This window comes from Streptomyces sp. NP-1717 (assembly GCF_022695985.1).
In the GTDB taxonomy this organism is placed as follows: Bacteria; Actinomycetota; Actinomycetes; order Streptomycetales; family Streptomycetaceae; genus Streptomyces.
This window is the reverse complement of sequence record NZ_JAAPBF010000232.1, coordinates 1-11,489: the sequence shown is the minus strand read 5'-3', so window position 1 is coordinate 11,489 and position 11,489 is coordinate 1. Positions and strand designations below refer to the sequence as shown.

The 11,489-nt window shown below is 71.9% G+C and carries 8 protein-coding genes and 2 pseudogenes; 2 read left to right on the top strand and 8 right to left on the bottom strand.

Features of this window, described 5'->3' with window-relative positions; translation table 11 throughout:
- Positions 1-223: 223 nt before the first annotated feature.
- The 4 genes and pseudogenes from GXP76_RS30150 to GXP76_RS30135 all read right to left on the bottom strand — a co-directional run bounded on the left by GXP76_RS30150 (position 224) and on the right by GXP76_RS30135 (position 3,501).
- Positions 224-1,477, bottom strand: coding sequence for a Cmx/CmrA family chloramphenicol efflux MFS transporter (locus tag GXP76_RS30150; RefSeq protein WP_242574792.1), 1,254 nt, complete (start codon positions 1,475-1,477; stop codon positions 224-226).
- 87 nt (positions 1,478-1,564) lie between these two features.
- Complete coding sequence (locus GXP76_RS30145) at positions 1,565-2,221, bottom strand: hypothetical protein (protein ID WP_242574791.1); 657 nt, start codon at positions 2,219-2,221, stop codon at positions 1,565-1,567.
- Positions 2,222-2,311: 90 nt separating this feature from the next.
- Positions 2,312-3,187: pseudogene (locus GXP76_RS30140) on the bottom strand (YihY/virulence factor BrkB family protein); the annotation flags it as partial.
- Between the two features lie 80 nt (positions 3,188-3,267).
- A complete protein-coding gene (locus GXP76_RS30135) occupies positions 3,268-3,501 on the bottom strand; it encodes a hypothetical protein (protein WP_242574789.1) in 234 nt (77 codons plus the stop codon).
- 102 nt (positions 3,502-3,603) lie between these two features.
- On the opposite strand from GXP76_RS30135, the gene GXP76_RS35755 reads away from it, so the two are divergent.
- On the top strand, positions 3,604-3,738 hold the full coding sequence (locus GXP76_RS35755) for a hypothetical protein (protein WP_277993985.1): 135 nt from the start codon (positions 3,604-3,606) through the stop codon (positions 3,736-3,738).
- 46 nt (positions 3,739-3,784) lie between these two features.
- On the opposite strand, the pseudogene GXP76_RS30130 reads toward GXP76_RS35755, so the two are convergent.
- Both GXP76_RS30130 and GXP76_RS30125 read right to left on the bottom strand, forming a co-directional pair.
- A pseudogene (locus GXP76_RS30130) lies at positions 3,785-4,627 on the bottom strand (ThuA domain-containing protein); the annotation flags it as partial.
- 165 nt (positions 4,628-4,792) lie between these two features.
- Positions 4,793-7,126 carry a cation-translocating P-type ATPase gene (locus GXP76_RS30125; protein WP_242574787.1) on the bottom strand — a complete coding sequence of 778 codons (2,334 nt, stop codon included), beginning with the start codon at positions 7,124-7,126 and terminating at the stop codon, positions 4,793-4,795.
- Between the two features lie 402 nt (positions 7,127-7,528).
- Between GXP76_RS30125 and GXP76_RS30120 the strand changes: the two genes are divergently transcribed.
- Positions 7,529-8,233, top strand: a complete 705-nt coding sequence (locus tag GXP76_RS30120) for a copper homeostasis protein CutC (RefSeq protein ID WP_242574786.1) — start codon at positions 7,529-7,531, stop codon at positions 8,231-8,233.
- Between the two features lie 68 nt (positions 8,234-8,301).
- Here the strand turns inward: GXP76_RS30120 and GXP76_RS35935 are convergent, their stop codons facing one another.
- Together GXP76_RS35935 and GXP76_RS30110 are read right to left on the bottom strand one after the other, a co-directional pair.
- On the bottom strand, positions 8,302-9,327 hold the full coding sequence (locus GXP76_RS35935) for a signal peptidase II (protein ID WP_242574785.1): 1,026 nt from the start codon (positions 9,325-9,327) through the stop codon (positions 8,302-8,304).
- Between the two features lie 14 nt (positions 9,328-9,341).
- Positions 9,342-11,351 carry an ATP-binding domain-containing protein gene (locus tag GXP76_RS30110; protein WP_242574790.1) on the bottom strand — a complete coding sequence of 670 codons (2,010 nt, stop codon included), beginning with the start codon at positions 11,349-11,351 and terminating at the stop codon, positions 9,342-9,344.
- Between the last annotated feature and the right edge of the window lie 138 nt (positions 11,352-11,489).

Genomic DNA, 11,489 nt, shown 5'->3' with positions numbered 1-11,489 from the left:
GGACGGGCTGGAGATGGCCGGGGTTGTCTTCACGGTGCGGGCCGTGGCCGGGTGTCCTCAATCGCCGGACGGGCTGGAAAGGCGCGTGCCCTCAATTGCCGGGCGGGCTGGAGATGGCCGGGTTGTCTTCGCGGTGCGGGCCGCGGCGGGGTGTCCTCAATCGCCGGACGGGCTGGGAAAGGGCCCTCAATCGCCGGCGGGCTTGGGGTGGCCGGGGTTGTCTTCACGGTGCGGGCCGTGGCCGGGTGTCCTCAATCGCCGGACGGGCTTGAAAAGCGTTCTCGGTCGCCGGGTGGGTCTGGTTCGTTCCCTTCGCGATCACGCGGGTGCCGCCCGGGCGCTGGTGGCGCATCGCGAGGGTCACCAGGCCCACCGCCAGCACCGTCATCGCCGCCCCCGCCCACGCCGTCGAGGCGAAGCCGAGGCCCGCGTCGATCACCGTGCCGCCCAGCCACGGGCCACCCGTGTTGCCGAGGTTGAACGCCGACGTCGCCGTCGCGCCCGCCAGGATCGGGGCCGCCGCCGCCACGTTGAACATCCGGGCGTTCAGCGCCGGCGCCGTGAAGAACGCCGAGAAACCGAGCAGCAGCGACAGCACCACCACCGCGACCGCGCTCGACGCCAGGAGTGCCAGCGCGGCCAGGAACACCGTCGACGCCACCACACCGCTCAGCAGCACCCCGAAGAGGTGCGCGTCCGCGACCCGGCCGCCGATCACCGTGCCGATCAGCGCGCCGACACCGAACAGCGCGAGCACCGTCGGGACCCAGCCCTCGTCGAGACCGGCCACGTCCGTCAGCAGCGGGGCCAGATACGAGAACGCGCAGAAGACCCCGCCCGCCGCGAGCGCCGTGATGGCGATCGCGAGCCAGACCTGGCGGTCCCGGTAGATCAGCAGCTCGCGCCGGAGTTCCGGCTTCCGCTCCGGCAGTGGGATGCGCGGGATCAGCGTCGCGACACCGACCAGCGCGATCGCGGAAGCCGCGCCCACCGCCCAGAACGCGGAACGCCAGCCCAGATGCGTACCGAGGAACGCCCCCGCCGGCACCCCGAGCACGTTCGCGATCGACAGCCCGCCGATCATCACGGCCATCGCGCGGGCACGCGAGGTCTGCGGCACCATCGCGATGGCGACCGCCGCGCCGACCGCCCAGAATCCCGCGCACGCGAACGCGCTGACGACGCGTGAGACGAACAGCACCTCGTAGTTGGGCGCGATCGCGCCCGCGACCTGGCCGAGGCCGAAGACGGAGATCAGCGCGATGAGCGTCGTACGGCGCGGCAGCCGCAGCGTCGCCACGGCGAGCAGCGGGGCGCCGACCACCATGCCGATCGCGAAGGCGGATATCAGCAGACCCGCCTGCGGGATGCTGACGTCCATGTCGTCGGCGATCGGCGGCAGCAGTCCGGAGAGCATGAACTCGCTGGTTCCGAGGGCGAAGACGGAGAGCCCGAGTATGTACACGGCGAGTGGCATGCGGGCGCGGCTGGGCGCGACGGGAGCGGAGTCAGGCATGGCACGTACAACCACCGGCCCCCGCTCCGTCATTCCTGGCCGCGCCGGTCAGCGGGTGAGCGTCTCCAGCTCGGCCGTGAGGTTCGCGCGGGCCCGTCCCTCCCACAGCGCCGCACCGTGCGGCGTCCTGAACAGCCTCTCCAGGCCGAGGAGTTGGCGCAGTACGGCCGCCCGGCCCGCCCGGAAGGCGTCGTCCGGGACGAAGCCGTACTCCTCCCGTACGGCGCGCGTGTACGCCTCGTACGCCTCCGGTTCCGCCGCGAGGATCGCGAGATCCGCGTCACACAGCACCTCGCCGTTGGTGTCGCCGGGCGCCGGATCGTGGGTGACGGTGAGGCGGACGAGGCGGGCGACCTCCTCCGTGACATCGGACCGCACGCCCGCCTCGCCGAGCGCGCGGACGGCGAGGACGGCGCTGCGCTCCTCGTTCTCGGAGCGGTCGGGGCGGTAGACGGCGTCGTGGAACCAGGCGGCGAGGCGTACGGCTTCGGGATCGGCCGCGTACGTGGCCAGGGTGTCGATGTGGTCCAGGACCGCCAGGAGGTGATCGGTGTCGTGGTACCGGCGCTGCGGCTCGGCCCAGCGGGCCATGAGGTTCTCGGCGTAGGGGAGGGGATCGGGGAGCGGGCCGGGCGCGTTCTCCTCGTCCCGGACCGCGTCGAGGGTGCGCAGCCAGCGGCTGCGGAGGGCGTCGTGAACGGACATGGGTGGAGAGCTTAGAGCCCTGTCCCCGGCGGCCAGCTCCGCGTTGAACTGGGCGCCCGCCACCAGCGACAGGTTCGACAGCCACAGCCAGACGAGAAAGACGATGCTGCCCGCGAGCGAGCCGTAGAGCCGGCTGTACGTCCCCGAGTGGGCCGCGTAGAGCGCGAATCCCGCCGACATCAGCAGCCACAGCAGCACCGCGAGCACCCCGCCGGGCAGCGCGCTGCGCAGATGGCGGGTACCGGGCGGGCCCGTACGGAACACGATGAGGACGAGGACGGCCGCGAGCGCCAGCAACAGCGGCCACTTCAGCACCGTCCACAGCACGGTCGTCGTGCTCCCGACGCCCAGCAGCGGGCCGATGCGGTGAACCGCGTCGCCCGTCAGCACCAGCGTGAACGCGCTCGTGACGAGGAGCGCGAGCAGCGCGCACGCCGTGAGCACGATGCGCGGGGCCTTGCGCCACGGCGGATGGTGGTCGACGGCGCCGTTCATACGGTGCAGCGCGCGGCGGAAGACGCTGAGGTAGCTGGAGGACGACCAGAGCGCGCCGACCGTGCCGAAGAACGCCAGCAGCCAGGCAGCGGTGCGCTGGTGGGTCATCTGGCTGAGCGCCTCGCTGATGAGGTGCCGGGACTGGGCCGGGACGAGGGAGGTGATCTGGTCGGCCAGTTCACCCGTCGCGTCGGTACCCGCGAGGCCGATGGACGCCACGGTCACCAGGAGCGCGGGGATGATCGCGAGGACGGTGTAGTACGTGAGCGCGGCGGCCCAGTCGGTGGCGTCGTCCCGCCACAGCGCGATCGGGGTGCGCCGCAGCGCGCGGGCGAACCGGCGGGCGTCGCGCGGGGGACGCTTGGCGCGCGGTGGATGCGGGTGCCACCAGGCGTGTGCCGGGCGGGACTTGGGCACTCTCGTCTCCCCGTTCGGTGTTCGGCGGTCGCGGTCGGTGATCGGGCCGGGCATGGCGGCGCTGTGGCCGGCCTGCGGCCGTTCCGCCGTGGTGCTTGACCTCAGGGTGCCCTGCCGGTGGCGTCCGACGCGGCTCAGAGCAGCGGCGCACGTGTGGTGTCGGCGCGGCGGATCCCCCGCGCGGGGCCGCGGACCGGGGCCCGGAGCCGTACGACCGCGTCCACGCGCCCCGTGCCCTCGCCGCTCGTGCGCGCGTCCGCGACCGGGCCCGCGTCGATGCGCCGTACGACGTCCGCCGGGACGGCGTCCGGTTCCAGGCGTACGGAGAAGGTCGCGCGCAGGCCGCGCGGACGGCCGCGCAGGGTCACCCGGGCGCGGCTCCCCCCCCCGGGATCCGCTCCGTCCGCTCCTCCATGGCGGCCGTCAGCGCCCGGGTACGGAGTGCGAGACCGGGGCGGGGGAGGCGGAGCGTGCGCGGCCGCGCGCACCGCACGCTGGATGTGACGCGTGCGGTGCGGGAGGCGGTGCTCGGGGCGGTGGCGGAGGCCGGTGACTCGCGCCGTACCGACGTCACGGTCACGGTGACGGTCACCGGCCTCGTCTGACCCGGAGCCGGTCAGCGGCCGGTGGCCCGGCGGGTCACCGCGCGGCCAGCCACTTCAGTCCGTTGACCACGAAGCGGTTCTGCGTCGCGCTGTCGAACGTGGACGACAGGCCGGTGTTGGTGTTGTAGTCCATGGCGTTGTGGCCGAAGTTCGCGTACAGCATCTTGTAGTTGCTGTTGGTCCACAGGATGGGGTAATCCCCGCTGTACCAGGACTGGTTGGGGTCGGTGCCGAGCGGGAAGCCCGACCGGTCGACCGAGGCGAGGACCTTGATGGCGGGGTTCGACCGGAGGTTGTTCGACCAGCTGTACCACTCGCTGACCGACGAGGTGAAGGTCGCCGGAACGCCGGCGAGCGACGGGTGCGAGGAGTTCTCGGTCTTCAGCTTGGCGGTGGTCGGGCCCCAGGTGTTGGACTTGAAGTTCCCGCTGCCCAGGAACTCGTTGTGGTACCAGGGCCACTCCTGGGCGCCCGTCGTGAACGCGGCGACGTGGAAGCCCATCCAGCCCCCGCCGTCGCGCATGTACTGCTCGAAGCCCGAACGCTGGGCGGCGCTCTTCGGCAGGTCGTCGAGGAACAGGACGACGTCCACGCCCTGGAGACCGCTACCGGTCAGCCGGTTCCAGTTGTTGGTCGACTCGTACGAGAAGTTGTTGGCCGCGGCCGTCTGGGGGAACCACTTGTTCGCCTCTTGTACGAAGTTGATGTGCGCGGCGTCCCAGGTTCCGCTGTAGAAACCGAGGACATGGAAGTCCGCGGCCTTCTGCGCCGGGGGCGCCGCCGCCGATGCCGCCGGGCCGACGGCGGGTACGGCGGCCAGTCCGAGGAGGACGGCGAGCAGGAGGAAGAGGCGGACCGGGCCTCGTGCGAGACGTGTCCTGGTGAGCATGTGACGATCCCTTCCTGAGTGGGGGAGTGTCATGTATATGACAGACAGGTGGATCGGGAAACGACAGAAAGCGCTTCACCTCTTCGATCTAAGAAGTGAAGCGCCACCCTGTCAAGGCTTTGGTCTGGACCAACGCCGGAACCAGGAGCCGGCCCGCCGGACCGCTCAGACGGATGCCTTGAAGCCGCGGAGCCGCAGGGAGTTGCCGACGACGAAGACGGAGGAGAAGGCCATGGCGGCGCCCGCGATCATGGGATTGAGGAGTCCGGCGGCGGCGAGGGGCAGCGCCGCGACGTTGTAGCCGAACGCCCAGAACAGATTGCTCTTGATGGTGCCGAGGGTGCGGCGGGAGAGGCGGATGGCGTCGGCGGCGGCGCGGAGGTCACCGGTGACGAGGGTGAGATCGCCGGCTTCGATGGCGGCGTCCGTGCCGGTGCCCATGGCGAGGCCGAGGTCGGCCCGGGCGAGGGCGGCGGCGTCGTTGACCCCGTCGCCGACCATCGCGACCGACCGGCCCTCCTCCTGGAGGCGCTTGACCACGTCGACCTTGTCCTCGGGCATGACCTCGGCGAAGACGTCCTGCTTCTCGATGCCGACCTCGGCCGCGACGGCTTCGGCGACGGTCCTGTTGTCGCCGGTGAGGAGGATGGGCGTCAGGCCGAGGGCGCGCAGCCGGCCGATCGCCTCGGCGCTCGTGTCCTTGACGGCGTCGGCGACTTCGAGGATGCCGCGTGCCTCGCCGTCCCAGGCGACCGCGACGACCGTACGGCCCTGCCGCTCCGCCTCCTCCTTCCTGGCGGTGAGTTCGCCGGGGAGGCGGATCTCCCACTCGGCGAGGAGTTTCGTGCGGCCGACGAGAACCGCGTGGCCTTCGACGATGCCCTGGACACCGAGACCGGGGAGGTTCGCGAAGTCCTCGGGGGTGGGCAGGGGCCCGGTGCGCTCGGCGGCACCGGTGGCGATCGCGCGGGCGATGGGGTGTTCGGAGGCGTGTTCCAGGGCGCCGGCCAGGCGCAGCAGTTCCCGTTCCCCGGTGCCGGGGGCGGCGTGGGCGCTCAGGAGTGTCATACGGCCGGAGGTGACGGTGCCCGTCTTGTCGAGGACGACCGTGTCGACCTTCCGCGTCGATTCGAGGACTTCGGGGCCCTTGATGAGGATGCCGAGCTGCGCGCCGCGTCCGGTGCCGACCATGAGGGCGGTGGGGGTCGCCAGGCCCAGGGCGCAGGGGCAGGCGATGATGAGTACGGCGACGGCCGCGGTGAACGCGGCGGTGAGGCCCGCTCCGTTGCCGAGCCAGAAGCCGAGGGTGCCCAGGGCGAGGGCGATGACGACGGGGACGAACACGGCGGAGATCCTGTCGGCGAGCCGTTGGGCGGCGGCCTTGCCGTTCTGCGCGTCCTCGACCATGCGGGCCATACGGGCGAGTTGGGTGTCGGCGCCGATCCGGGTGGCGGTGACGACGAGGCGTCCGCCGGCGTTGAGGGTCGCTCCCGTGACGGTGTCGCCCGGTGCGACCTCGACGGGGACGGATTCGCCGGTGAGCATGGAGGCGTCGACGGCCGAGGTGCCTTCGCTGACGGTGCCGTCGGTGGCGATCTTCTCGCCGGGCCGGACCACGAACCGGTCACCGACCAGGAGTTCACCGGTCGGAACGGTCGTCTCGCGGCCGTCCCGCAGGACGGTGACCTCCTTCGCCCCCAGCTCCATCAGCGCCCTCAGCGCGGCGCCGGCCTTGCGCTTGGACCGGGCCTCGAAGTACCGGCCGGCCAGGATGAACGCGGTGACACCGGCCGCCGCCTCCAGATAGATGTTCCCCGCGCCGTCGCCCCGCGCGATCGTCAGCTCGAAGGGGTGCGTCATCCCCGGGGTGCCCGCCGTCCCGAAGAACAGTGCCCACAGGGACCACGCGAACGCCGCCGACGTGCCCACCGAGATCAAGGTGTCCATCGTCGCCGCGCCGTGCCGCGCGTTCGTCCACGCCGCACGGTGGAACGGCCACGCGGCGTAGGTGACGACGGGGGCGGCCAGCGTCAGCGACAGCCACTGCCAGTACTCGAACTGCAACGCCGGCACCATGGCCATCGCGATGACGGGCACGGAGAGGACGACGGCGGTGATCAGCCGCTCCCGCAGCGTGCGCAGTCCGTCGTCGGCCCGGTCGGTACGGTCGGTCCCGGTCCCGGTCCCGGCGGCGCCGGATTTCGTGTTCGTACCGCTGCCGCCCATCGGTAGGGGCGGGGGTGGCTCGGCGGCGGTGTAACCGGTCTTCTCGACGGTGGCGATCAGGTCCTGTACGGAGAGATCGCCCTCCGAGTAGCTGACCTTCGCCTTCTCGGTCGCGTAGTTGACGGTCGCCTCGACGCCGTCCATGCGGTTGAGCTTCTTCTCGATACGGGCCGCGCACGAGGCGCAGGTCATGCCACCGATGGCGAGCTCGACATCGACCTTGACGGTGCCGGGGGCCTCGGCGGGTGTGTCGGTTGCCGGTGTGGTGGTCATGACTGGCATTCTCCTCCGTGTTGCGTCCGGATACCCCTAGGGGGTATCTCCTTCTCCTTCCATGTATACCCCTCGCCCCTATGTGAAGCAAGGGTAGTTCCTGGTTCGATCTGATACCCCCATGGGGTATATGCCCTCCCGTACGGCGATCGGGTCCCGCCTTCCGCGACGAACCTCACAGTCGGGCGGGGTGTGCGCCTGTCGCGGGCCTCCGTGGCGGCGCGGGGCCGCCGATGTGGTGTGGTGGAGGTTTGGTGATGCGAACGCGCCGTGCGGCGTCGTAGGCTGACTATTGGACTAGACCTATAGAGACCGACCTATAGATCTGCGACGGGCCGACCGCCGACCGGTCGTCCGACGTCCTGGCCCGGCTTCCTAGCCTCCCGAACGGAATGGGTTCCCATGAGCAAGCGTGCAGTCCTGGAGGTGATCGCCCTCAACGCCGAGGACGCCGTCGCGGCGCAGGCGGGCGGGGCGGACCGTCTTGAGCTGGTCACCGACATGGCGGCGGACGGTCTCACCCCGCCGGTCGAGACCTTCGCCAAGATCCGTGCCTCCGTCGACATCCCGCTGCGCGTGATGCTGAGGCTCCAGGACGGGTTCGCGGCGGGCTCACCGGAAGAGGTGGACGTGCTGGTGGAATCCGTGGACGCCATGCGGGTCGAGGGCGCGGACGAGTTCGTACTCGGCTTCCTCGACATCGCCGGCAACGTGGACCTCGTCACGGTCGAACGGCTCGTCGCCGAGCTGGACCCCTGCCGCTGGACGTTCCACCGGGCGATCGACCGCGCGGCGGACCGCGACTCGCTGCGCAAGCAGCTCGCGGACCTGCCCGGCCTGGACACGTACCTCACGGCCGGTTCGGCGCACGGGGTCGACGCGGGCATCCCGGTCCTGCTGGCCGAGGCGGAGTCCGCGGCTTTCGGTGAGCCGGGTTACGGACCCGAACTCCTCGTCGGCGGCGGCCTGCGGCTGGACCACCTGCCGCAACTGCGCGCGGGCGGTCTGAACGCCTTCCACATCGGCGGCGCGGCGCGGCCGAACGGCTGGGGGGCGCCGGTGGACGAGGCGACGGTACGGCAGTGGCGCGAGGCGATCGACGTGTAACGGCAGGGCCCGGCCTCGCGGATGGCGCCGGACGGGCCGTACCTGGGCCCGTCCGGCGCTCGACGACGTCAGTCGGCCGGCTTGTCGACGGCGTCGCGGTCGACCGCCTCTATGCCCTTGAACGACAGCACCACGATGCTCACGGCTCCGGCGAAGATCCCGATGTCGGCGACGTTGCCGACGAAGAAGCCCGCGTAGTCGATGAAGTCGACCACGTGCCCGCGCGCGAATCCGGGCTCGCGGAAGAGCCGGTCGCCGAAGTGGGACGTGGCGCCGCCGAGGAGGAGCCCGAGCGCGTACGCCCACGGGGTGGAGCGCACACGCCACGCGTACCAGGCGATGGCCACGACGGCGACACCGGCGAAGATCGTGAATACCCAGGTCACTCCGGTGCCCATGGAGAAGGCCGCGCCGGGGTTGTACACGAGCCAGAAGCGGATGACGTCGCCGACGACATCGATGGACTCCGAGTCCCCCAGCGCACCGACGGCCCACCACTTGGACGCCTGATCGACGATCAACAGCACGAGGGCGACACCGAGGGTGGACCAGAACAACCGCCGGGTGGGGGGTGCGGTGCGGGTGGTGTCGGGGTCGGCCGGGTCCGGCGCGGCAGGGTTGGTGGCGTCGGGTGTGTCTGTGTCAGCCGTTCCGGCGGAGGCGGCGGGGTTGGCCGTACCAGTGGCCACGCTGTTCGTGCTGGCCGGGGCCACGGTGCTTGCCGTGTCCGGCGCGGCAGGATTGGTGGCGTCGGACGCGTTCGTGTCCGCCGCCCCGGCGGCGGAGGTGCCCGTACCGGTGTCCGTGCGGTCCGCTTCGACCGTGGTGGCCGTCGTCCCGGCCGGCGCACCACCCGTGTCGCTCGTACCGATGGCGTGACCCACGGCGACGTCAACGCCGACCTCGTCCGCCGGACCCCTGCCTATGGTTCCGTCCGGACCGACGTCGCCCGGGGCGCCCGGGGCGGCCGGCGCCTCCGTGGCGGCGTCGGCCGCGTTCGCCGACCCGTGCGGCGCGGCAGCGCCGCCCCGCACCCCCGGCGCATCCGTCGCGGGCACCGTCTTCGCCGCCTCGGGCTCATCGTTCGAATTCACTCCGACAGTGTCGCCTACCCGGCCCACCCCGCCGAAGCGGTGTCCAGCTGGTCCGGCAGCGGGGCGCCGTGGATCACCGTCAGGCCCGAGACCGCTCGCGTCAGTGCCACGTACAGGCGGCGCAGGCCCGTGCGTTCGTCCGGTTCGCCCGCGACCACCGCCGACGGCTCGTCCAGGACCACGTAGTCGTACTCAAGGCCCTTCGCCAGCGACGCCGGGACCAGGGTGAGACGGGAATCCGCCGTCGTCTCCTCGCCCGGGGCGAGGTACGCGTGGCCCGCCGCCGACAGGGCGGCGGCCAGCGCCGGGACGCGTGCGTCCGCCGCGATCAGACCGATCGAGCCCTCGTGCCGCAGCGACTCCCCGCACGCGCCGACGACCGCCGCGTCCAGGGTGGCCGCGTCCACCGCGCGTACCTCCAGCGAGCCCGGGGACTCACGTACCGACGCCACCTCCGTCAACCCCGGCGAGATCGCGGGCAGCAGGCGCGACGCGTAGGCGATCACCTCGCGCGGCACGCGGAAACCGGCCGTCAGCTCCTCCACCACCGCGTCCGGCTTGCCCAGATGCCCCAGCGCCTCCGCCCAACTCGCCGTCGCCCAGGGCGTGGTGCCCTGCGCTAGGTCCCCGAGCACCGTCGCCGAGCCGGTCGAGCAGCGCCGCCCCACCGCCCGGTACTGCATCGGCGACAGGTCCTGCGCCTCGTCCAGTACGACATGGCCGAGCGAGTGCGTACGGGACACCAGGTCGTTCGTCTCGTCGATCAGCACCGCGTCCGCCGACGACCACTTCGCCGTCCTCACGCTGCGCGGCGGCTTCGCCCACAGCAGCGCCCTCTGCTCGTCGTCCGTCAGCAGCCCCTCCGCGTGCTCGGCGAGGAAGTCCGCGTCGGAGAGCAGCCGCAGCACCAGCTTCGCCGGGTCGACGGCGGGCCACATCGCCTTCACGGCCGCCTTCACCGCGGGGTTGCGGGCCACCGCGTCCTGCACGCGGTCGTCGGGGGCCTCGCCGGATCTCTCCATCTGTACGAGCACGGCGTGCGCGATGCGCTGCGGCAGGGCGTCGTGCGCGGCGCCGTAGCGGATGTCGCGGTCCAGCAACTCCCGTACCAGTTCTTCGAGTTCGTACGCGGGTACCCGCCAGCGCCGGGAGCCGCGCACCACCATCACGGGCTCCGTGGGCAGCGTGACGTGCGAGCGGACCGCCCGGCGCAGCACCCGCGCCATACGGGCGTCGCCCTTGACGACCGCCGTCGCCGCGCTGTCGGTGCCCAGCACCCGTACCTGGCCGGGCCCCGACGCCACCAGCTCGTCGACGGTCGCCTGCTTGACCTCCAACTCGCCCAGCGCGGGGAGCACTTGCTCGATGTAGTGGAGGAAGGAGGCGTTCGGCCCGATGACCAGCGTGCCGGTACGGGCCAGCCGCTCGCGGTGCGCGTACAGCAGATACGCCACCCGGTGCAGGCCCACCGCCGTCTTTCCGGTGCCGGGGCCGCCCTGTACGCAGACGGAGCCGCCGAGCCCGGACCGGACGATCTCGTCCTGCTCGGGCTGGATCGTCGCGACGATGTCCCGCATCGGGCCGACGCGCGGGCGCTCGATCTCGGCCTGGAGGAGCTTGCTGGAGTGGGCCGCCTCCGTGGGGTCGGAGAGGTGTTCGTCCTCGTACGCGGTCAGTTCGCCGGCCGTGTAGCCGAAACGGCGCCGCAGGCCCACGTCCAGCGGGTTCTTCTTGGACGCCTGGTAGAAGGGCTGCGAGACGGGCGCGCGCCAGTCGATGACCATCGGGTCGCCGTCGGCGTCGTGGACGTGCCGCCGGCCGATGTAGAAGCGCTCGCCCTCGGCGCCCTCGGCCTCGTCGGCGCCGACCGCGTGCAGATAGTCGAGGCGGCCGAAGAAGAGCGGGGTGTGGGAGAGGTCGGCGAGGGCCTTGATGCGGTCCTCGATCTGCGATTCGAGGACGGCGGCGTTGACCCAGTTCGCCGTGACGTCGCGGATGTCGAGGGACTGGACGTCCTCGCGCATGGAGCGCAGGGCGGCGCGCGAGGCGCCGAGATGGGCGCGCTCACGGGCGAGCGGATCGGTGTGAGCGGCGGTGCCGGTGCCGGTGTCGGTGGCGGTGGCGGGCTCGGCCGGAGTCCGGACCTGGACCGGGGCCGGGGA

Bases quoted from the DNA above. Each gene is read 5' to 3' on its own strand.
- GXP76_RS30150 (WP_242574792.1), bottom strand. From the start codon at position 1,477: ATGCCACTCGCCGTGTACATACTCGGGCTCTCCGTCTTCGCCCTCGGA.
- GXP76_RS30145 (WP_242574791.1), bottom strand. From the start codon at position 2,221: ATGTCCGTTCACGACGCCCTCCGCAGCCGCTGGCTGCGCACCCTCGAC.
- GXP76_RS30125 (WP_242574787.1), bottom strand. From the start codon at position 7,126: ATGACCACCACACCGGCAACCGACACACCCGCCGAGGCCCCCGGCACC.
- GXP76_RS30120 (WP_242574786.1), top strand. From the start codon at position 7,529: ATGAGCAAGCGTGCAGTCCTGGAGGTGATCGCCCTCAACGCCGAGGAC.
- GXP76_RS30110 (WP_242574790.1), bottom strand. From the start codon at position 11,351: ATGCGCGAGGACGTCCAGTCCCTCGACATCCGCGACGTCACGGCGAAC.